Here is a 22148-nt window from a genome sequence, read left to right on the forward strand (position 1 = left end):
AACAGGCGGCCGTGGCCGTTGCCGGGCCCGCCGCCGGTCGCGCTTATATGCGCAACGGTGGGACCGTAACCGTCTAGGTCGGCCGGGGTCAACGAGCGACCCGGACCCGCCGTCGACGATCTCCCCGGGACCGATGTTCCCGAGACGTTCCCGGCGCGAACTGCGCCCCGGAAACGACGAAGGCCGCCTTGCTGGTTTTGCCCAGCTCAGCGGCCGTTCTTCCTCATACTCTGGTTGGTGTCCGAGGGGGGACTTGAACCCCCACGCCCTATACGGGCACTAGCACCTCAAGCTAGCGCGTCTGCCATTCCGCCACCCGGACTTGCTCATGCAGCTCAACCTGACCGGATGAGGCGATCGATCGCCTGCCAGCCGGTCCAGCGGGCCGCACGGAGGATTACTGTACACGCCCCGGATGGATCATGCACATCGCCACCAGCCGTCTCTGTCTGAGCACGTCAGGTCCTTGATCATCGCCGTCGGGCTGACGCAACCCGACCGTACCGACGCGCCGGTGGACTGGCGCACGGACACTGACGGCGGGCAGCATGGCGGTCGTGTCCCAGCCCTCTCCCCTCGCCCCGGTGCAGCACCGGGCGCTCGCGTTACGTACCGCTGGTGATCTGACCGGTGCCTGCCGACTCCTGGAGGATGTCCTCGAGAATGCCCGGCCGGCCCTCGGTGCTGATCATCCTGAGGTGCTGGGTACCGCCCAGATGCTGGCCCGGTTCCACCGGGAGGCCGACGATCCGGCCGGCGCCCGGCGGGTACTGGAGGTCGCGCTGGAGGCCGCCCTGCGTCGCACCGGTGACGACAACCCGTTGATCCTGACCCTCTCCGCCGATCTCGGCGGGGTGGCGCAGGAGTTGGGCAATCGGCACGAGGCGCGCCGGAACTACCTGCGGGTGGCGACCGCCGGTCCCGCCGTACTCGGCCCGGACCACTGGGCGGTGGCCGCTGCCCGGGAGTACCTGGGCGACGCCGCTCCCGCCCTACCGGCCCCGTCAACGCCACCGCTGCCAGCAACAGCACCGACCCCACCAACACCGCCAGCCCAGCCCACACCACCGCCGACGCCCGCACCGGCACCCGCGCCGAGCCCTCGACAAGCCCCGGTAGCACCGCAGCCGGCCCCGATGCCCGTACCGCCGAAGCCGGCGCCGGCGCCGGTCCCGGATGCTGCGCAGCCAACCACACCGTCGTCCACTGCCCCTGGCACCGAGCCGACGGCCGGCGCCTCCGGGGCGTTCAGCGAGGCGACGGTGCAACTGCCGCCGCTCAGCCGGCCGGTGACCACCGGCACGCGGCCGGCGGCACCCACACCGCCGGCCACCGCACCCGCCCCACAACCGGCGACGCCCAGGCAGGCCCCGACGCACCACATCCCGGCGCCGCCGCATTCGGCCCGCCCCGCCTCGGCACCGCCGCACACCGGGCACCCCACCTCGGCGCCACCCCACGCAGGGCACCCCACCTCGGCGCCACCGCACCCGGGACATCCGACCTCGGCACCGCCGCACGTGGCCCGGCCGACCTCCACCCCGCCGCACCCGGGACACCAGACCTCGACACCGCCGTACCCGGGACACCAGACCTCGGCGCCACCGCACCCGCTGCACCAACCAGCGCACCACCCGGCTGGGTACGCGCCGTCCGGGGCGTACCCGCAGAAGGCCGGTGGCTCGCGCGGCCGGACGGCGACGGTCATCGCGGGCGTGGCCGCCCTGGTGGCGGTCCTCGCGGTGGTCGGCGCGGTGCTGGTGGTGGTCAACATGCTCGGGGACCGGTCGGAGCCGGCACCGCCGGCGGGGCCCCCGACCACGCCCCCGGCCGCGCCGCCGAGCGCGGCCCCGACGGTCGGTGGTGCACCCCCCACCGATCTGCGGCTGCGCGACGACGATTCGACCATCACGATCACCTGGCGGGATCCCTCCGGCGGTGCGGTGCCGTTCGTGGTGGCCGGCGGGCGCAGCGGCCAGAAGCTCGGGGCGATGGCGACCATCGACCCGGGGCAGACCAGTTACACGATCAACGGGCTCAATCCCCGGGTCGACTACTGTTTCACGATCCTGGCGGTCTACTCCACCAACACGTACGCCACGTCCGGCCAGGTCTGCACCAACCGGGGCACGTCGGCCGCACCGCGCTGACCAGCACCGTCGGCAGCCTCCATGATGCCCACTCTGGGTGTCCGAAGCCGGACCGTGCGGGTTCCCTGCCGACTCGACCAGGTCATAGGATGGCAGCCGACCTGGGGGGCGGGGCGGCGTCGACGGCGCCGGACCAGCGGTAACAGCATGGGGAGGCGGCCGGCTGTGGTCACCACAGACAACGGCACCACGAAGGACGATGACGGCGGAGTGCCGGACGGGCCCCGGCGCCGGTCGCGGTTGCTGCGCGGCGGGGTCGTCACCATCGGTACGGTCTCGGCGCTGCTCGCCGCGATGGGTCTGACCGTCCTCGGGCTGGGTGCGGCGGACAATGCGGTCGCCGGGTACGACGCGAGTTCCTGGTTGTGGAGCACCGCCCGCAGTGAACTGGCCCGGGTCAACGGGATCACCGCGCGGGTGGACACCCGGGTCGAGGTGCCGCAGGCCCGCAGCCACCCGATGCAGGTGGTGCAGACCGACCGGATGCTGGTACTGCGGGACCTGAACACCGGTCAGGTCAGCTCGCTGGACCTGGCTACCCTCCAGGTCACCGCGACCACCCGGACCACGCCCGGCCTCGGCGTCAACGTCGCGTTGCACGATGACGCGGCGTTCGTCATCGACGCGGTGCAGGGCATCGTCCGGCAACTCGATCCACGTTCGCTGGTGCCGGTGGGTGAGCCGGTGCGTTTCCCGCCGGGGATCACCGGCGGCTCGTTCGACGGTAAGGGTCGGTTGTGGATCGCGGTGCCGAGCGAGGGCACGGTCACCGCGATCACCGCCGGGAAGCTGCCCTCGGCGGCGGCGACGGCAGCCGGCGCGGGTGGTGGGGTCAGCCCGGCGCGGGTACGCACGGTCACCGTCGCCGATCCCAGCCATGAGCTGGTCATCTCCACCCTGGACGACGGGGTGGCGGTGCTGGACCGGACCACCAGCGCGTTGACCACGGTGCGCGGCGAGGAGCAGCGCACCGTGAAGTTGACCATGGCCGGGCCGGGGACGCTGCCGGCCCGTACCGACGGCGCGCAGGTGCCGGTGACCGTGCCGGACGCCCGCGCGGTACACGTGATCGGTCCGGACGGCGCGGTACGACAGTTCGTGGTGCCGGGCACCGGTAACCAGCTCGGTGCGGCGGTGGCCTGGCAGGGGCGGTTCTACTGCGCCGACGACGCCACCGGCGCGGTGTACGCCTTCGACGCCGACGGGAAGCTGGTCGACACGATCGCCCCGGACGGGGTACGCGGCCCGCTGGAGCTGGAGGTGCGGGAGAACCGGCTGTTCATCAACGCGCCGAACTCCGCCACCGCCCGGGTGGTCGACGAGAAGCACACGGTGCGGGTGGTCGACAAGTACGCCAACGATGTGCTGGGCGGGGATCCGCCGCCGGCTCCCCCGCCGCCGCCTCCGCCGCGCAAGCCGCAGGTGGGCAAGCCGGGTGCGCCCCGGCAGGTGATCGCGGCGGCCGGTGACGCGCAGGCGCGGGTGAGCTGGCGGCCGGCCCCGGCAAACGGTGCGGCCGTCACGAGGTACGTGGTGGAGGGCGCCGGCCGGACCGTGGAGGTGGGCGCCAACCAGCGCTCGGTGGAGATCACCGGGCTGACCAACGGTGCGACGTACCGGTTCTCGGTGCACGCGGTGAACGCCAAGGGTGCCGGTCCGGCCCGGCTGAGCAACCCGGTGGTGCCGACCGCCGAGGTGCCGGACGCGCCGGTCAGCGTGACCGCGCAGGAGCGGCCGGACGGCACGGTGGTGGTGAGGTGGCCGGCCGCGAACGGGCAGGGCGTGAAGATCGCCCGGTACGTGGTGACCGCGGTGTCGGCCGGCGCGAACGCCCCGGCGGGCGAGTCGACCGGGACGGAGCTGGTGGTGCCGGCCGGTGAGTTGGAGTACGGCACGCAGTACGCGTTCACGGTGGTGGCGGTGAACGCCCGGGGTGCCGGGTCGAAGGCGTCGCCGGTGAGTAACACGGTGGTGCCGTACGCGGCGCCGGGCGCACCGGTCGAGCTGCGGGCGCGCACGGTCGCCGACCGGCCGGGCACCGTCGCGTTGGACTGGTCACCGGCGGTGGCCAACGGCCGGCCGGTGACGAAGTACCTGGTCAACGCGGGTGGCCGGACGAGCGAGGTGACCGACACCCGGGCCACGGTCGGTGGGCTGGGTGACGGGCAGAGCGTCCGGGTGACGGTGAAGGCGGTCAACGAGGCCGGTCCGGGGCCGGAGGCGGCGGCCACCGCCCGTACGGTCGCCCCGCCCCGGGTGACGGTGACCGGGGCGACGGCCGACGCCACCTCGGTGACGCTGCGGTTCACCGTGGATGCCGGTGGCGGGCAGGTCACCTGCACGGCGGCCACCCCCGGTGAGCCGGTGGCGAAGGGTACCTGCACCAGCATCCGGGTGCCGGGTCTGACCCCGGGCACGGCGTACACCTTCACGGTGACCGCGACGAACGCGGCCGGCAACGGCACGGCGACCCGTGCCCAGTCGACCGCCGCGCTGTACGGGATCGCCACCTGCAACAACGGCCCGGACGGCGATCAGCGCACGTACTGCAACGCCGATGTGGACGGCCGGAACGGCAACGAGGTCTTCTCGGTGCCCCGGCAGGACAACAACCGGCAGGTCGGTTGGGCGGAGCCGGGCACCCGGCTGAAGGCGTACTGCAAGCGGCAGGGCGAGAGCGTCGACTCGTGGATCTACAACAACCAGAAGCAGAGCACCTGGTGGGTCCGGGTCGACTACAAGGGGCAGAACTACATCCCGTGGGCCTGGCTCAACCTGGAGGGCGGGGACGACATCGGCATCCTGCCCAACTGTTGACCGGGCCGTTCCTGGGGCGACCGGTACGGTCGCCCGGGAACGCCGGACCGTCGTGACACCGTAGGCAAGGAGCACCACCCGTTGTGAACAGCCACGAGCCGCTCAGCCAGGCCGAGGTGCAGGGTTTCGCCGCGCTGGCCGCCCGGCTCGCCGAGAACGTCAACTCGGTGGTGCTGGGCAAGCCGCAGGTGGTCCGGTTGGCGTTGACCGCGCTCTTCGCCCAGGGGCACGTGCTGCTGGAGGACGTACCGGGGGTCGGCAAGACGACCCTGGCGCGGGCGATCGCGGCGACCGTCAAGGGGCAGTGGCGGCGCATCCAGTTCACCCCGGACCTGCTTCCCGCCGACGTCTCCGGGGTGACCATCTTCAACCAGGCGAACCGGGCGTTCGAGTTCCATCCCGGGCCGGTGTTCGCCAACATCGTCATCGCCGACGAGATCAACCGGGCGTCGCCGAAGACCCAGTCGGCGCTGCTGGAGGTGATGGAGGAACGCACGGTCACCGTGGACGGGGTACGCCACCCGGTGCCCCGGCCGTTCCTGGTGGTGGCGACCCAGAACCCGGTGGAGATGGACGGCACGTACCGGCTGCCGGAGGCGCAACTCGACCGGTTTCTGGTGAAGCTGTCCGTGGGGTACCCGGACGAGGCGGTGGAGATCGAGGTGCTGCGCGGGGCGACGGTCCGCTCCCCGGAGGCCTTGCCGCCGGTCACCGACACGGTCACGGTCGGCGAGATGGTACGGATGGCGCAGCGGGTGCACATCGCCGAGCCGCTGTACGCGTACGCCGTCCGGCTGGCCGCCGCGACCCGCAGCCATCCGCAGGTGCGGGTCGGGGTGAGCCCGCGCGGGGTCATCGCGCTCACCCGCGCCGCGTGCGCGTACGCGCTGATCGACGGGCGGGGCTGGATCATGCCGGAGGACCTGAAGGCCCTCGCGGAGCCGGTCTTCGCACACCGGATCCTGCTCTCCCCCGACGCCCAGGTCCGTGGGGTCTCCGCCCTGGACGTGCTGGCCCAGGCGGTCGCCTCGGTGCCGGTGCCGCTGCCCTCGGGTCAGTCCACCCCACCCCGCCCCTGACCACCGCCGCCATGACGACCACCGGCCCCCACCTGCCCTCACCTGCCGCCCGATGACCGTCACCGCCCGTGGGTACGGGCTGCTCGCCGCCGCGGTGGCGCTGCTCGGTACCGGTTTCCGCTTCGCCTATCCCGAACTGGCCCTGCTCGGCGTCGCCGCCGCCGGCGCGTTCGGCTACGCCCTGGTGACGGCCGGCTGGCGGCCCCGGCTGGCGGTGGACCGGCACGCCGACCCGGACCGGGTGGGCCGGGGTGAGCCGGCGACCATGCACCTGACCATCCGGAACCGGGGCCGGCTCCGCCCGGCCAACCTGCTCGCCGAGGACCGCTGCGGGTCCCGCCGAGTGCCGGTACCGGTGCTGCGGCTGCGCCCCGGCCGGGACACCGGGGTCAGCTACCCGGTGCCCACCATCCGCCGGGGTGTGGTGCCGGTCGGGCCGTTGCGGGTGACCCGCCGTGATCCGCTCGGCCTGGTCACGCTGACCCGCCGGTACGGCGACAGCATCGACGTCTGGGTGCATCCCCGGGTACACCCGCTGCACGCGGTGCCGACCGGCGCGGGGCGCAGCCTCGACGGCCGGGTGGACAAGGTGCCACACGGGTCGATCACCTTCGACTCGCTGCGCGAGTACGTGGTCGGTGACGAGTTATGCCGGGTGCACTGGCGGACCAGCGCCCGGGTCGGTGAGCTGATGGTCCGGGAGCACGTCGACACCAGCCTGCCCCGGATCGTGGTGCTGCTGGACAACCGGGTGCACGCCCACCCCTCGGTGGTCGACGGGGTCGCCGGCACCTTCGAGTCGGCCTGTGAGGCCGCCGCGTCGGTACTGGTCGCCGCGCTGCGCGACGATCTGCCGGTCACCCTGCTGCTGGTCGCCGGCCAGGACCCGGGTGGCAGCCCGCTGGACCGGCTCGCCGCCGTCGACCTGCACGGCGGGGCCCTCGACGATCCGCTGCGTACCGCCACGACCCGGCTGCGCCAGGACCGGCTCGGGGACACCCTGGTCTTCCTCACCGGGCCGGGTGCCCAGGGTGACCTGGGACGACTCGGGGCGTTGCGCGGGGCGTACCCGTCGGTGCTGGTCGCGGTCTTCGGGGCGGACGCACCGACCCCGGCGGGTACCACCGGAATGGTGGTCCTCGACGCCGCCGACGGTGCCGCGTTCGCCGCCGAGTGGGACGGGGTACGCCCGTGGTGAACGCCCTGCGGGCGGTGGTCCGCGCGGTCGCGCTGCCGGTCGTGCTGGTCGCGATGCTCTCCCTGGCCGGCGTGGTGCTCGGCCGGGTCTACGCCGGGCCGCTGCTGACCCGGCTGGTGGTCGGTGCCGCCGTCGGCTCGGTCCTGGTCAGCGTGGCCGCCCGCCGGCTGCCGTCCTGGCTGGTCGCGCCGCTGTCCGTGGCGGCCCTGACCGGTTACGGCGCGCTGGCGATGCGGCTGGCCGCCCGGGAGGCGGGACTGGCCGGCGACCTGGCCGGGGTGACGCTGGAGGCGGCCCGCAACGGCATCCCCCGGTTGCTGACCGCGATGATCCCGGTCGAGGCGGCCCCGGACACCGTGCTGGTACCGCTGGTCGCCGCCTGGCTGGCCGGGCTGGCCGGTGCGGAGGTGGCGGTACGCGCCGGCCGGGTGCTCGCCGGTTACCTGCCCCCGGCCCTGTTCTACGCCGGGGTGCTCTACGTCGTCGGGCCGAACGCCGACCCGGCGGTCGGGCCGACCCTGGTGTTCGCCGCTGTCGCGGCGGTCGGTCTGGCCCTGCCCGCCGGGCCCGCCGTCGGGGCTCCGGTCGCCGCCGACCCTGCCCCCGGGGTCGGCACCGCGATGCGGGTCCGGATGGCCGCCACCACCGCCGCCGGGGTGGTCGCGGTCATCGTCCTCGCCGCGCTGCTCGGCCCGGTGGTGGCGGCCCGGATCACCGAGCGCCCGGTCGACCCGCGCCGCTACGTGCAGCCGCCGCAGGTGGAGACCCTCGACGAGAACCCGCTGATCCGGATCTCGGGGTGGGCGTTGAACCCACAGCAGAAGCTGCTGGAAGTCCGGACCAGGGTGGCCGGCCCGGCGCTGGCAGCCGGTCCGGCGACACCGGACAGCCCGGCAACACCGGACGGCCCCGCGACACCGGACGGCACGGCGACACCGGACGGCGCGCAGCCCGGCTTGGCGGACGGGGTCCGGATCCGGCTGGCGGTGCTCAGTGACTACGACGGGGTGACCTGGCGGGTCGGCGCCACCTACCGCAACGCCGGTCGGGTACTCCCGCCGGTGGAACCGATCGCGCCCAGCCGGGTCGACACCGTCCGGCAGGAAATCACCGTCGACGGGCTCAGTGGCCGGCTGCTTCCGGCCGTGGCCACCCCGCAGGAGGTCGACGGTGCCCGGGTGGCGTACGACCCGGGCACCGGCACGCTGATCCACCCGGAGGGACTGCGCCCCGGGCTGCGGTACACGGTCACCTCGGCCCGTGAGCACCAGGACGGGAACCTGCTACCCACCGCGAACGTACCGGCCGGACCGCAGGTGGCCCGGGTACTTCAGGTCGCCGACGGGGTACCCGACGCGTTGCGCCGCCTCGCCGAGCAGTTGGCCGCCGACAACGGCGCACCGTACGCCCGGGCCGCCGCGATCGAGCAGTTCCTCGCCGAGCACTACCGGCTGGTCGCGGACGCGCCGAGCGGGCACGCGTACCCGAACCTGAACTTCTTCCTCTTCGGTCCCCGTAACGGCGGTGGTCAGCGGGGCACCTCGGAACAGTTCGCCGCCGCGTTCGCGGTGCTGGGCCGGTTGACCGGGCTACCCACCCGGGTGGTGGTCGGCTTCTCCGCACCGGCGGGCGACGGGCCGGTGCGGGCGGCCGACGCGTACGCCTGGCCGGAGGTGCTCTTCGAGGACCTGGGCTGGGTGGCGTTCGACCCGCTGCCGCAGCCACGGACCGAGCCCCGGCCGGTCGAGGAGGACTTCCGGCCGAAACCGGAGGAGACACCGCCGTCGGAGGCCCCGGCACCGACCGTCGAACCGACCCCGTCGGCCGCCCCGGTGGCGGCGCCACCCGCCCGGCCGGCCGGTACCCCGCTGCCGGTGCTGGTGGCCGGCGCCGCCGGTCTACTGCTGCTGGTCGCCACGCTGCTGCTGGCCACGGTGGTGGTACTGCGGCGGCGGCAGCGGCGACGCCGGCTGACCGTCGGCGGGCCGGCCGAGCGGGCCGCCGGGGCATGGCGGGAGGTCACCGACGCCCTGCGGCTGGCCGGCCGACCAACCCCGCAGTACCTGTCGGCCACCGAGGTCGCGGCGTGGGCCCAGGAGGCGGCACCGGGCGAGGCGGCGATCCGACAGCCGACGCCGGCCGGGACGGTGACCCGCCAGCCGGCACCGGACGGAACGGAGGGACCGGAAGGACCGGTCGGGGAACTGGCCGCACTGGTCAACGCCGCCGCGTTCGCCCCCGGGCAGACCACCGACGAGCAGGCCCGGCAGGCAGCCGCCCTGGCCGTGGCGTACGTGTCGGCGCTGCGCGCCACCCGCCCCTGGTGGCGGCGGATGTGGTGGTCGGCGCACCCCGGTCCGCTGCGCTGGCCCCGCTGACCGGGCGGGCGGCTCGGGCCTGAGCGGGCGGACCGGAGGGTAGGGCCGCAGCGTCCAGCAGGTGGTCAGGAGGTGAGTCGGCGGATCATGCCGCGCATGGCGGCCAGCCAGCCGTCCGGGTCGGCGGTTTTACGCCGGACGTACGTCGCCACCTCGGGGTGCGGCAGGATCAGGAAGCGTTCGGCGGCCAACCCGTCCACCACCACCGCCGCGACCTGCTCCGGGGTGAGCACCGGCCCGGACGCGGCGGTCACCCGGGCGCCGACGTGCCCGGCGGCGAGCGCGTCGGTGAGCATCGGAGTGTCCACTCCCTGCGGGCAGAGGGCACTGACCCGGATGCCCTGCCCGCCGTAGGTCATCGCCAGCCACTCGGCGAGCCCGACAGCCGCGTGCTTGGTCGCCGTGTAGGGCGCGTCGCCGACTGCGGTCAGCAGTCCAGCCGCCGAGCAGGTGTGCAGCAGATACCCCTCGCCCCGGGCCAGCATGCCGGGCAGCACCGCCCGCGCGGTGTGCAACTGGCCCAGGACGTTGACCTGCCAGGCCCGGTCCCAGTCGGCGGTCGGGGCGTCCAGACCACCACCGGTGGTCACCCCGGCGTTGGCACAGCACAGGTCGATCCGGCCGTACCGTGCCTCGACATCGGCGACGACGGCACGCACCCGGTCGGCGTCGGTCACGTCCAGTGCCACCGCCTCGCCGACCGGCCCGATCTCCCCGGCCACCCGCCGGGCGGCGTCGAGGTCCAGGTCCGCGACCACGACGGCGGCGGCGCCCTCGGCGGCGAACCGGCGGGCCAGGGCAGCACCGATCCCACCCGCACCACCGGTGACCAGCGCCACCCGCCCGACCAGTTCCATGTCAGTGCACCTGGGCCGGGATGCCGAGCCGGGCGATGGTGGTGGCCAGCGCGGCGGCGCCACCGGTGGCCAGTTCCGGGGTGGGCAGCACCGCCAGCACCGGTACGTCGACGCCGGCCTTCGCGTAGCGGGCCACCCCGGCCCGGCACTGCTCGGGGGATCCGTGCAGCACCAACGCGTCCACCAGCGCGTCGGGGACCGCGCGGGCGGCGGCCTGCCGGTCCCCGGTGCCCCAGGCACGCCACATCGGGCCCAGCTCCGGCTCCCGGCCCAGCCAACGGTGGAACTCGGCGTACGCCGGTACCGTCAGGTAGCTGGTGATCAGCCGCCGGCCCAGGTTGCGGGCGTACGTGGCGTCCTCGGTGGGACAGACGAAGATCCGGGCGGCCACCTCGAAGCCGGGTCGCCGCTCACCCAGCTCGGCCAACACGCGGGGTACATCGTCGGCGGCGAGCCAGTTGAGGATCACCCCGTCGGCCTCGGCGGCGGCCAGTTGCAGCATCCGGGGCCGCAGCGCGGCCAGCAGGATCGGCGGCGGTACGGCCGGTGGCCGTTCCAACCGGAACCGGCGCACGGTGAAGGTGTCGTAGACCTCGTCCACGTTCTCCCCACGCAGCGCGGCCCGCAGGAACCGCAGCGTGTCCCGGGTACGGCGGAACGGCTCGGCGTAGCGGGTGGCGTTCCAGTCCTGCACCAGTACGGGTGAGGACGCCCCGATGCCGAGCGCGAACCGGCCCGGCGCGGCCTCGGCGAGCGCGGCGGCGGTCATCGCCAGCAGGCCCGGCCCCCGGGTGAACACCGGTGTGACGGCGGTGCCCAGCCGCAGTCGGGGCTGCCAGGCGGCGGCCAGGGCCAGCGGTGTGAAGGCGTCCGCACCGGCCACCTCGGCGGACCAGACGTCGGTGAATCCGGCCTGGTCGAGCGCACTGTAGATGCCGGCGTGTTCGGCGAGCGGGACACCGCTGAACGGTACCGTCATCCCCCAACGATTCGTCACCGCTCGATCGTGCCCGGTGGCGCGGTCGCTCGGCAAGATCGGTTGCCGACAATTGATGCCGGTCGTCGTCGGCGGGATCGGTCGCCGACGGTTGCCACCCGTCGTCGGGCCGACGCGCCAGCCGGCGCGGCCGGATAGCGCGCGTCGGCAGGCGCCGGTACGGCTTTCCCGGACCCCCGTCCGGCGGCCGGTCGGGTGCGACGACTGCCGGGAGACGGGTGACCCTCGTTCACGTCCACCGCAAGGCTGAGGGCACCGTCAAGACGATCAGTGTCAAGCGGGAAGGCCGTCGCTGGTACATGATGCTGTCCTGCGACAACGTGCCCGCGTTGACTTTGCGGTGCGGTGCGGTGCGGTGCGGTGCGCAGATCGTCACCGGCTCAGGACACGAGCCGCCGCGCGGTGCGCGGGTCGTCACCGGATCAGGACTGGCCGTCTGGCAGGGGGAGGCCGAGCAGCAGCGGCCCGGTCGGTGTGGCGATCAGATCCTCCAGGGTCACCTCGTCGAGGGTGGCGAGGAAGGCCGTCTGCGCCCGCCGCAGGGTGGTCCGCAGCCGGCAGGCGCTGCGCAGCGGGCAGGGCGGCTGCGCGCAGTCGACGATCTCGTCGGAGCCTTCGAAGGCCCGCACCAGGTGACCGACGGTGAGCCGCAACGCGCCGGGGGCCAGCTCGACTCCCCCGGTCCGCCCCCGGACGGTGACCAGTACCTCCATCCGCTGCAACCGTTGGACCAGCTTGGCGACGTGGTTACGGGGTAGCGACAGGTCCGTGGCGAGTTCCTCCACGGTCAGCCGGCCGCCCCGGGCACCGGCCAGCATGACCATCCGTAACGCCATGTCGGTGGAACGGTTGAGCTTCACGACACCGACGATAGCCAGCGGGTGAGGCGTACCGCACATCGCCGGAACCCGCTGCGGGCAACCGCGCGGGGGTCGCCGCACACTAGACTCACAAAAGAGGTAATTGATCTACCTCTTTGCCGCGGCCCGCCGCGCACGAGCAGAAGGAGAGAGGTCATGCTCTCGGCAGCATCAGCCCCGATCGTCGCCGCCACCCTGCCGCTGGTCCGCAGCCACGGCGAGCAGATCACCGGCAACTTCTACCCCCGGATGTTCCGTGCCCACCCGGAACTGCTCAACGTGTTCAACCGAGGCAACCAGGCCACCGGCGAGCAGAAGCAGGCCCTCGCCGGAGCCGTCGTGGCGTACGCCGGACACCTGCTCGGCGAGAGCACCATGCCCTGGCATCCGATACTGGAACGGATCGCCCACAAGCACGTCTCCCTCGGCATCACCCCCGCGCAGTACACCATCGTCGGCCGGCACCTGCTCGACGCCGTCGCCGAGGTGCTCGGCCCGGCGGTCACCCCCGAGATCGCCGCCGCCTGGGACGAGGTCTACTGGCTCTTCGCCTGCGAACTCATCGCCCGCGAAGCACGGCTCTACCACGACGCGGGCATCGGTGACCCGGTCGACCTCTGGCGTACCTGGCGGGTCATCGACCGGGTCACCGAGACCGCCGACGTGTTCTCACTGGTCCTCGCCCCCACCGACGACGGCCCCGTACCGGCCTTCGTACCCGGCCAGTACGTCTCGGTCGCCGTGGACCTCGGCGCCGACCGGGGACAGCAGATCCGGCAGTACAGCCTCTCCGGCGCACCGCAGGCCGGCACCTGGCGGATCACCGTCAAGCGGCTGGGGCCTGAGGGCGACCGGCCCGCCGGCACCGTCTCCGGCCACCTCCACGACCGGGTGGGGGTCGGCGACACCCTCCGGCTCAGCCCGCCGGTCGGCGACATCGACGCGGTCGCGGGTACCGGCCCGCTGCTGCTGGTCAGCGCGGGCATCGGGGTCACCCCGGCGATGGCAGCCCTGGAACACCTCGTCGTGCACGACCCGAAGCGGCCGGTCACGCTGGTGCACGCGGACCGGTCACCGGACGCCCATCCGCTGCGCCGGCACCTCCCCCGCCTCCTCGGTGAACTGCCCAACCTCATGGTGCAACTCTGGTACGAGGACCCGATGACCGCCCTGGCACCGGTACCCGTCAACGTCGGCCGGGTCGACGCCGAGCAGATCCCGCTCGACGAGCCCGCGCAGGTGCACATCTGCGGCCCGCTGCCGTTCATGCGGTACGTCCGCAGCGGCCTGCTGCGTCGGGGGGTACCCACCGAGCGGATCGCCGTGGAGGTCTTCGGGCCCGACCTGCTGCGGGCCGGCACCGCCTGACCCGACCCACCCGGCTACTGTTCGGCCCCCCTCCGGTGATCATGAAGTTATCGTCGGCGCACCCGCGTGTCGCCGACGATAACTTCATGATCACCCGGATCCGGGGCGGGCGGAGGTGGAGCGGGCGCGGTGAGGGGCGCGGTGAAGGGCCTGGTTGGAGGTCAGCCGAACGACAACCAGCGGAAGCCGGACCGCTCCAGTGTCGACCGCTCCACGTCGGTCAACGGTGCCCGCCCGGTCGCCTTCGCGATGAGCGTGCGGCGGTCCCAGTCCAACCCGGCCGGGACCACCGCGTCACCGACCAGCAGCCGGGCCACCACCTCGGCCGCCGCCCCGGTCAACCACACCGGACGGTGCAGGGCGGCGGCCAGGTCCAGCCCGTGCACCGCCACCTCCACCACCCGGGTCACCAGAAACTCGCCGACCGCCATCGCGTCGCCGTGCCGGGTACGCACGACCCGCCCCGGCGGCACCGCACCGACCGCGTCGTACACGGCCCGCCAGGTCTGGTCGAACTCGGCGGCGAGCGCCGGGCCGGCGGGCAGCGTCGCGGCCTCCCGCCGGGCCGCCGCCACCCGCTCGTGGTCCACCCCGGGGGTGAACTTCGCGGCCCCGAAGTAGGCTGCGGCGTCCACCTCGGCCCGTGGCGGCGGCTCGGCGGCGAGCATCCCGGTGAGCCGGCCGGCACCGGTGAGCACGTGGGCGACCAGGTCGCGCACGGCCCACGGCGGGCATCCGGTCGGGCGGTCGAGCAGGTTCCCGTCCAGCCCGGCCAGTATCTCGGTCAAGCGTCCGCACTCCGCCCGGAACGCCTCGCGGGCCGCCGACGACGCCCCGTCTTCCCACTCATTCACGCCGCACACGGTAATCGCCCCCTTCCGTCGGGTTGACAACCCGGGTTTGCTGAAGTGATGACGCTCTATTACCGGGACGGCACGGTGCAGGTCACCTCGGAGCGGATCCAGGTGGACGGGCACAGCATCGACCTCAGTGACGTCAGCTACGTCTGGCACGCCCAGGGACGCGCCGGCCTCGCCGAACGCTCCCGGCTGCTCGGCCGGGGCGTCCTGGTCCTGTTGCTGTCGCTCCCGCCGCTGGTCGCGCTGGTCTGCCTGATCTCGCTCGGCTACGCGGCACAGGACCGGGGCGAGTGGCGGACGGTACTGGTCATCGTCGCGGTCTGCGCGATCGGCGCCCTGGCTCTCGCCCCCTTCCTGGAGGTCCCGCTCGGCTGGCTGGACCGTTCCTACGACCGGGGGTCCCGGGTGCACGAACTCTGGGTCCGGCACCACGGCCGGGAGACCATGCTGCTGCGCAGCTCCGACGGGCTGCGCTTCGGCCAGATCTACCGGGCCGTGCAACGCGCCGTGGAGCAGCGCGCCGAGGACTGACCGGCGGGCGCCGCGGGCTGGGCCCGGGCGTTCCTGGTTGCCGGTGGCCACCGCCGGGAGGCTCCGGGGCTAGCCGGGAAGCTCCAGGGATGGCCGGGAGGCTCCGGGAGGAGGCCGGGAAGCTCCAGGGGCCGGCCGGGAAGCTGCGGGGGCGGAGCGGCGGTTTCGGGCCGCCGGGGCCGGGTACCCGGCCGGCACACACCGACCGGCGACACGAGGAGGCGATGAGTCGATGGCGGGGATCCTCCTGCGCAGCGTCGCGTTCAACGACCACGACCGGATACCGGCCCGGTTCGCCCGGGACGGTGGGAACGTCTCGCCACCACTGGAATGGGGGGATGTGCCCGACTCGACCAGCGAGCTGGTCCTGCTGGTCGAGGATCCGGACGCCGGGCGCACACCGTTCCTGCACTGGCTGGTGACCGGGATCGAGCCCGTCCCGGGCGGGGTGGCCGAGGGGCAGGTACCGGTGGGCGGCCGGGAATGGACCAACGGTTTCGGCGCCACCGGCTGGGGTGGGCCGCACCCGCCGGCCGGGGACGATCCGCACCGCTACTTCTTCCGCCTGTACGCCCTGCGGAAGCCGATCGACCTGGCCGATCCACCGGATGCTGCCGCGGTACACGACGCGTTGAAGGGCCAGGAGATGGCCAGCGGGACCATGGTGGGGACGTTCGCCCGCTGACCCGGGCCGGCCGGGAGGCGGGCAGCGCCAGGCGCGCGGGCGCGCGGGCAACGTGGTACCAGCGCCGGGCCGGGCGAGCGGGCAGCGCCGCAGCGACCGGGCCGGTCAGCCCTTGAGCCGGGGCACCAGCCGGTGCACCGAGGTCAGCACCAGGGCCATCACCACACCCATGCTCCCGGCGATGCCGGCCGCGCTGCCCGCGTAGGCGGTGAACAGGGTGTCCCGGGCCAGGCCCGCCGGGTCCGGCAGCCCGACATCGGTGATCCGGGCCAGCGCCACCGCACAACCGGTCACCAGGAGCAATCCGCCGATGCCGAGTACCGAGGCGACCACCCGGTGCGCGTCGGCCGGGTCGACCTGGGCCTGCTCGCGCTGGGTGAAGAGCAGGACGAGACCGGCCAGGGCCGCCCAGGCCCCCACCACCAGGAAGGCCGCGACCGCGTCGCTGGGCCGGTGCCAGCCCGCCGACAGGGTGGCCACCCCGGCGATGCCGGCGTACGCCGTACCGACCAGTGCGCCCACCGCCCGGACCTGCCGGGGCAGCACCAGCACCAGAGCGACCGCCACGGAGGCGGCGACTGCGGTGTGCCCGCTGGGCAGGCTGTTGCCGACCGCGGCCCGTTCCGGGTCGATGCCGAAGTCCGGCCGGGTGAGTCCGTACTTGAGGAGCTGGGTGGTGACGTTGGCCCCACCGATCAGCAGGGTCGCCATGATCGCCAACGCGACCCGGCCCCGGATCAACGCGATGAAACCGATGACGGCGGTGACCGCCAGCAGTGACACCACCGACATCGCGTTCAGCACCCGGTCGACCGGCCCGTCGATCCGGTCCTGGCCGATCCGGTTACCGGTCAGTGCCACGGTGTCCAGCCACTGCCCCGGCCGGGTACCCACCGCATAGCGCGTGAGCACGAGGAATGCCAGGACCTGGAGGACGAACAGCAGCACCAGCCAGGCCGCCGTCCAGGCCTTCGCCCTCGTTCGCATGCGCACACCGTAACGGTCCCGGTCGGAGCCGCCCGGCGCCGGGCCGGCCCGGTCCGGGGTCAGGAATCGGCCGGATCCGGCGTGACCGCGATGAGCAGGTACGCCCCGGCCGCGCCGGCTCCCCAGAGCGCGAAGACCGCCCACGGCACCCAGGACGGCAGGGTGCCGGAGAGGTCGAGCAGCCATCCACCGGAGCGAGCAGCCAGCCACCGGAGGTACCGATCAGACCGCCGAGCGCCGGCCGGCGGCGGGACCGTGGGAGCCGCGTCACCGGTGCGGGGCCGGCACCGGACGACTCGGGAGCGGTAAGTTGGGGCCGGACGTCGACAGGAGGTGGCGGTGGCCGGGACACCACAGCACGACCGGCCACGCGTGGACGGCCAGCCGCCGGAACGCGACTCACCCCCGGCCGGGCCGCCGGAGGGCACCGACCCGTCCACCGAGTCCCTGTCGGACCTGCTCGGCGGCCGGCGGGGCGCGGTGGACGCCACCCTCCCCCCGGTGGCCTTCACCGCCGGCTGGCTGCTCGGCGGGCACTCGATCTGGGCGGGCGTCATCGCCTCGGTGGTCGCCGGGACGGCACTCGCCGGCTGGCGGCTACGCCGCGGCGACCGGCCCCGGTCGGTCCTGATCGGGCTCCTCGCCGTCTGCGTCGCGGCGTTGATCGCCCTCCGTACCGGCCGGGCCGTGGACTTCTTCCTGATCCAGGTCGTCTCGAACGCGGCGAGCGCACTGGCCTGGATGGCCAGCATCGTGATCCGCTGGCCGCTGCTCGGCGTGGTCGCCGGGATCGCGTTGCGGCAAGGTGCCCGCTGGCGCCGCGACCCGGCGCTACTGCGGGCGTACTCCCGGGGAAGCTGGTTCTGGGCCGCGACGTACGCGTTGCGGGTCGCGGTGTTCGTGCCGCTCTACTACGGCGGGCAGGTGGTGGCGCTGACCGCCGCCCGGCTCGCGCTGACCTGGCCGCTGGTGGCTACCGCACTCGCGGTGAGCTGGTGGATCATCCGCCGGTCACTGCCGGCGGGGCACCCGGGACTGCGCCACCCGGTGGTGCCGCAACGGGCGACCGCCGGAACTGCCGGCTCGGCGGACGAAGGGCGGTTGACCGGGACGGTCTGACACCCGGGCCCGGCGCCGGACATGGGAAGAGGCCGCCACGGGGGGAGCGGCCTCTTCGATGAGTACGGTACCGCCTGTCGGCGCCCTGTGGGAATCCGTTGGCCCCTGGTTTCACGGATGTTCACGTTCACGCATCCCAGACACCGCCTCCGCCAGCCGTTCCGGCGTGTCGTGGTGGAAATTCCAGGTTCGCGAGGGCCGGGTCGGCTGCGAATCGGAAGTGGCGGGTCGACCGGCCGCTGCGTCGGCCAGCCGGCCGACCCGCCACGGTTCGACCTGACCGTGGGCGTCAGGTCGTGCCGGGACCGGGACCATGCCCGGTCGGGGCGCCGCGCCGCTGCCCGGTCCGGTGTGGACCCTCGGTAGCGTGCGGGCGGCGGGCGGGGTCCGGCAGAACCGGATCCCGCCCGCCGCGTTCGCGGCCCGTGTCGCCGTGGCACGGGCCGGCGATCCGCCGCCGTCAGCTCCTACGGCGCGGATCGGCACTCCGGGTGGGCGGCCCCACCACCCACCCGGAGCCGTCCCGGTCAGCCGTTGGGGAAGAAGTTCCCGTAGTCGGCGTAGGCCATGGCGACGTCCGCCTGCGCCCAGAACCGGTGGTAGTTGAACGTCGGAGCCGGTCCACCGTCGAGGTGCGCCTTGACCTTGGGCCAGTCCGGGTCGTTCTTGTAGAAGGACCGGATGTCGAGGAAGCTCTTGCCCGGGGCGATCACGTCGCCGTTGGGCATCTCACCGGTCCAGCCGGACGGGACGTAGAGACCCTGGCCGGTGCTGGCGTTGTAGACGTCGTCGAACCGGGCGTAGTCGCCCCGGGTCTCCGGCGCCGAGACGCCCTTGGCGTCGCTGTTGGCGTACAGCGCGTCGAGCAGGCCCTTGGCGGTGTTCTTCGCCGCGACGTTGCCCGACTTGGCGGCGTAGGCGATCAGCGTACGGGCGTACGCGCCGGCCACTCCGACGTCCTGGCTCTTCGACTTCACCGTGACGTGCAGGTTGGTGTTCGCCGCCGGGCTGGTCGGGTTCCAGGTCTCCGGCTTGCCGCTCCAGGTCAGCTGGGACGGGACCGCGAAGTCCTTACCGGTGCCGATGGTGGTGTTGGCGATCGCCCACGGGACCCACTTGTCCAGCAGGGCCTTGGCCTTCGCGTTGCCGGTCTGCTGGTACAGCTCGGCGATGCGGTGCATCGACCAGACCTGCATACCGAACCACTGGTTCGACGGCGGGTCGTGGTAGACCGGCTTCTCGTCGTAGAACATGCCGTAGAAGGTCGGCGTACCGGCCGGCGGCTGGGCGTAGGCGCCCTGCCAGCTGTTGGTGGCGCCACCGGCGATGCCGCCCTCGGCCGACTGGAGCCAGGTGTAGAACTCCAGCTGCCGCTCCATGCTCTTGGTCCAGTCCGCGACCGCGGTCGGCGACTTGGGCTTGAGCTCGTTGACGTTGGTCAGCGCCCAGGCCGCGAACGGGTTCTGGTAGCCGAAGTGGTTGTGGCTGGAACCGATCCGCCAGGACCAGTTCTGGTTGGGCTCGTACGCGCCACCCCAGGCGTAGTACCACGACATCAGGTAGTGCGCGGAGTCCTTGCCGGTGCCGGCCGGGCAGGTGGTGGCCCCGACGCAGTTACCGATCTTCTTGAAGTACTTGTCGAACATGGCGTAGCGCAGGTAGTCGCCCATCTTGGCGGCCTTCGCCACGGTGGCCGCCACGTCGGCCGCCTTGCCCTGCTCCTTGGCCCAGGTCAGCGCCCAGTAGGCGGCCTGCACGGCGCGCGCGTCCGCGTCCGGGGCGTTGGTGTACTTCCACTGCTTCGCCGGGGCGTTCGCCTCCTTGATGAACAGGTCGAGGTAGCCGTACTGGCCGCCGTGGGCGAAGGTGTCGCAGGACGGCTGCGGCACGGTCTCCCAGACCGACTCCTGCGGACCACGCTGGAAGGTGTTGATGTACGCCGGCCGGGTGGTGCCGTCGCCGCAGCGGCCGTAGCCGTAGACGTTGTCCACGTCGAGCAGCCAGTGCATGCCGTAGATGTCACCGGTGCCGTAGGTGCTCTGCAGCTCGCTGCGCAGCGGGTCCTGACCCACCGAGACGTTGGGCTGAAGCTGCGACGGGTACTGGCTGGGCAGGTCGAACTCGGACGCGTACTGCGGGGTGCCCGCAGCGCCGGCGGTCGGCTGGTCGGCGTGCGACGGGATGATGTACTGCTCCATCACCGTCCAGGCGTTGTTGAACGGGGCCCAGTTCTGGGTGACCCGGCCGTACTGCGCCTCCAGCCAGAGCCAGAAGCTGAACGCCTCCGAGGTGGTCTCGTGCCCGTGGTCGGGGGCCTCGACGATCAGCGTCTCGATGGAGTGGTACGGCACGCCCTCGGGGCTGAAGTAGCCCGAGTTCTTGATCTTGCCGTACTGCTCCAGGAACCGCGCGGTGTAGACGTTGTCGCCACCCGGGGTGTCGTTGTCGATCTCCGTGGCGGTGATGGCCAGCGGCGCGAAGCCGGTCGCCGTCGCGGTGACGGTGGCGCTGCCACCGGCGGTGTCGCTGTCCTCGGCGGCGGCGGCCAGGGTCAGGGTGACGCCGGTGTTCCAGTTGGCCGTGGTCAGCGTGGCCGTGGCGGGCGACACCGTGACGTCGGTGTCCCCGGTCCGGGTCAGGGTGACCGGGACGTTCGCCGTCGGCGCGGCGCTGAGCGTGAGGTTGACCGTGGCGCTGCCGCCCTCCGGCACGCCGATGGCCGACGGGGTGGCGACGAACTGCGGACCGGTGGCCTGGCTGACGGTGAAGGACTTCTCGTCGATCGCGGTCAGGTTGGCGTTGTCGTACGCCTTGGCCTGGACGGTGTAGCTGCCGGCCGGCAGGTCCTCCAGGGTGTAGCCGTACGGCGCGGTGGTGTCGGTGTTGACCAGCAGGCCGTTGCGGTAGAACTCGACCTTGCTGATCGTGCCGTCCGGGTCGCTGGCGGTGGCGCTCAGCGGTACGTCGGCCGGGGCCTCGAACGGCCCGGCCGGCACGCTCAGCGAGACCGTCGGCGGCTTGGGGTCGACCACGCCCCCGCAGGTGACCCCGTTGACCGAGAACGAGGTCGGCTTGGGGTTGGTGCCGCTGTGCGTGCCCTGGAAGCCGATGGTGGTCGAGGCGCCGGTGGCCAGGCTGCCGTTCCACGCCTCGTTGACGGCGGTCACCTGGTTGCCGGTCTGGCTCCACCGCGCCGACCAGCCGTTGGTGACCCGCTGGTCGCTGGGGAAGGCGAACCGCAGTGTCCAGCCGTTGATGGCGTCGCCGAGGTTCTTGATCGTCACGTTGGCGGTGAAACCGTTGCTCCAGTCGCTGGTCGCATAGACCACGTCACAGGCGGGGGCGGCCTGCGCGGCGGCCGGCAGGGCCACCCCACCGACGACCAGTGTGCCGGCGGCGAGCATCGCCACCCGGCGACGTCTTGCCCAGAGTTTCATTGCGTGGAGTCTCCTCGCGGACCTGGCCGGGGCCGGCTGGCCCGCGGCGGGGCGTCTCCGGCGCGGAAAGGCGCGGGGGTACGGAGACGCCCGGGAAGGTGGTCAACCCGTCCCGGACCGGGTGCGGGCGGGTGGGTCGCCGAGCGTCGGAGAACGACGTCGGTGGCCCGACCCGCTCGGGCGCCGTACCGGGTGACCCGGCTGCCCTCGGCGGCCCGCGCTCGCGTGGTTGTGTGGCTCCCCTGCGCGATGCTCGACAGTTTGGCATGGGAGCGCTCCCGCATCAAGGGCGCGACCGCGGGGCTCAGCCGTCGTTGCCGGATGCCGCAATCCGGAAACCGGGCGCAGCGGCGTTTGCGCAGGTCGAAACGTCCGCTGCCGGCAACTTCACGACCACCGGATGTTTCGATCTCATTTTGGGTCTTTCACAAACCCGTGACGACAGTTACAGTCGCAGCAACGTTGATGGGAGCGCTTCCATCGACAGCGATGCAACGAGTAAAGCAGTCGAGGTCGCTCTGCCCGATCGACCCCGACCACTGATCACAAGGGCCGACGGCGGGCCAGCCCGGACTCTGCCGTCAGCCGAAACCCGCCACCGAAAGGAGGTGGAACCAGAGCCACTCGCGTGGCCCGGCTCCCGCGCGACACGCATGACCAGGACGCCAATTCCACTCATGCGTGTATGTAACTGATCGTGGGGACGGGGGTTGCCCTCCCCGTCCCCACACTAAGAGATCGCGCAAGTAGGTGGTTTCATGGGCGGCGGGTGGGGCGGGTGTTCCAGCGGTAGAGGGTCCAGGCCTGGCGGATGAGGCTACGGAT

15 protein-coding genes and 1 tRNA gene are annotated in these 22148 nt (G+C 73.0%); 9 read left to right on the plus strand and 7 right to left on the minus strand.

Going from position 1 to position 22148, the window contains the following annotated elements; all coding sequences use genetic code 11:
• Positions 1–235: 235 nt before the first annotated feature.
• Positions 236–322: transfer RNA gene (locus V6U90_RS16320), tRNA-Leu, on the minus strand.
• A 235-nt stretch (positions 323–557) separates the two neighbouring features.
• On the opposite strand from V6U90_RS16320, the gene V6U90_RS16325 reads away from it, so the two are divergent.
• From V6U90_RS16325 to V6U90_RS16345, 5 genes are all read left to right on the plus strand, one after another.
• Positions 558–2150, plus strand: a complete 1593-nt coding sequence (locus V6U90_RS16325; RefSeq protein ID WP_334436651.1) for a fibronectin type III domain-containing protein — start codon at positions 558–560, stop codon at positions 2148–2150.
• A 165-nt stretch (positions 2151–2315) separates the two neighbouring features.
• Positions 2316–4967: a fibronectin type III domain-containing protein gene (locus tag V6U90_RS16330; RefSeq protein WP_442933597.1), complete on the plus strand. Its 2652-nt coding sequence runs from the start codon at positions 2316–2318 to the stop codon at positions 4965–4967.
• 83 nt (positions 4968–5050) lie between these two features.
• On the plus strand, positions 5051–6046 hold the full coding sequence (locus V6U90_RS16335) for an AAA family ATPase (RefSeq protein WP_334436653.1): 996 nt from the start codon (positions 5051–5053) through the stop codon (positions 6044–6046).
• A 52-nt stretch (positions 6047–6098) separates the two neighbouring features.
• Entirely contained in the window at positions 6099–7244 is a 1146-nt protein-coding gene (locus V6U90_RS16340; protein ID WP_334436656.1) for a DUF58 domain-containing protein, read from the plus strand.
• 53 nt (positions 7245–7297) lie between these two features.
• Positions 7298–9622: a transglutaminaseTgpA domain-containing protein gene (locus V6U90_RS16345; protein ID WP_334436684.1), complete on the plus strand. Its 2325-nt coding sequence runs from the start codon at positions 7298–7300 to the stop codon at positions 9620–9622.
• 65 nt (positions 9623–9687) lie between these two features.
• On the opposite strand, the gene V6U90_RS16350 is transcribed toward V6U90_RS16345, so the two are convergent.
• The 3 genes from V6U90_RS16350 to V6U90_RS16360 all read right to left on the minus strand — a co-directional run bounded on the left by V6U90_RS16350 (position 9688) and on the right by V6U90_RS16360 (position 12336).
• A complete protein-coding gene (locus V6U90_RS16350; protein WP_334436659.1) occupies positions 9688–10479 on the minus strand; it encodes an SDR family oxidoreductase in 792 nt (263 codons plus the stop codon).
• A gap of 1 nt (position 10480) precedes the next feature.
• Positions 10481–11458 carry an LLM class F420-dependent oxidoreductase gene (locus V6U90_RS16355; RefSeq protein ID WP_334436661.1) on the minus strand — a complete coding sequence of 326 codons (978 nt, stop codon included), beginning with the start codon at positions 11456–11458 and terminating at the stop codon, positions 10481–10483.
• Between the two features lie 440 nt (positions 11459–11898).
• Complete coding sequence (locus V6U90_RS16360; RefSeq protein WP_334436663.1) at positions 11899–12336, minus strand: RrF2 family transcriptional regulator; 438 nt, start codon at positions 12334–12336, stop codon at positions 11899–11901.
• 156 nt (positions 12337–12492) lie between these two features.
• Here V6U90_RS16360 and V6U90_RS16365 point away from each other — a divergent pair, with 156 nt between their 5' ends.
• Positions 12493–13704: a globin domain-containing protein gene (locus V6U90_RS16365; protein WP_334436665.1), complete on the plus strand. Its 1212-nt coding sequence runs from the start codon at positions 12493–12495 to the stop codon at positions 13702–13704.
• Positions 13705–13865: 161 nt separating this feature from the next.
• Here the strand turns inward: V6U90_RS16365 and V6U90_RS16370 are convergent, their stop codons facing one another.
• Positions 13866–14558: a maleylpyruvate isomerase N-terminal domain-containing protein gene (locus V6U90_RS16370; RefSeq protein WP_334436668.1), complete on the minus strand. Its 693-nt coding sequence runs from the start codon at positions 14556–14558 to the stop codon at positions 13866–13868.
• 57 nt (positions 14559–14615) lie between these two features.
• Here V6U90_RS16370 and V6U90_RS16375 point away from each other — a divergent pair, with 57 nt between their 5' ends.
• Entirely contained in the window at positions 14616–15095 is a 480-nt protein-coding gene (locus tag V6U90_RS16375; RefSeq protein WP_334436671.1) for a DUF6232 family protein, read from the plus strand.
• A gap of 232 nt (positions 15096–15327) precedes the next feature.
• A complete protein-coding gene (locus tag V6U90_RS16380; protein ID WP_334436673.1) occupies positions 15328–15780 on the plus strand; it encodes a YbhB/YbcL family Raf kinase inhibitor-like protein in 453 nt (150 codons plus the stop codon).
• 105 nt (positions 15781–15885) lie between these two features.
• On the opposite strand, the gene V6U90_RS16385 is transcribed toward V6U90_RS16380, so the two are convergent.
• Complete coding sequence (locus V6U90_RS16385) at positions 15886–16773, minus strand: phosphatase PAP2 family protein (protein WP_334436675.1); 888 nt, start codon at positions 16771–16773, stop codon at positions 15886–15888.
• A 366-nt stretch (positions 16774–17139) separates the two neighbouring features.
• Between V6U90_RS16385 and V6U90_RS16390 the strand changes: the two genes are divergently transcribed.
• On the plus strand, positions 17140–17886 hold the full coding sequence (locus tag V6U90_RS16390) for a DUF3159 domain-containing protein (RefSeq protein ID WP_442933598.1): 747 nt from the start codon (positions 17140–17142) through the stop codon (positions 17884–17886).
• Positions 17887–18413: 527 nt separating this feature from the next.
• Here the strand turns inward: V6U90_RS16390 and V6U90_RS16395 are convergent.
• On the minus strand, positions 18414–21323 hold the full coding sequence (locus V6U90_RS16395) for a glycoside hydrolase family 48 protein (protein ID WP_334436677.1): 2910 nt from the start codon (positions 21321–21323) through the stop codon (positions 18414–18416).
• Positions 21324–22148: the final 825 nt, after the last annotated feature.

The organism is Micromonospora sp. CPCC 206060 (assembly GCF_036906895.1).
Classification (GTDB): Bacteria; Actinomycetota; Actinomycetes; order Mycobacteriales; family Micromonosporaceae; genus Micromonospora.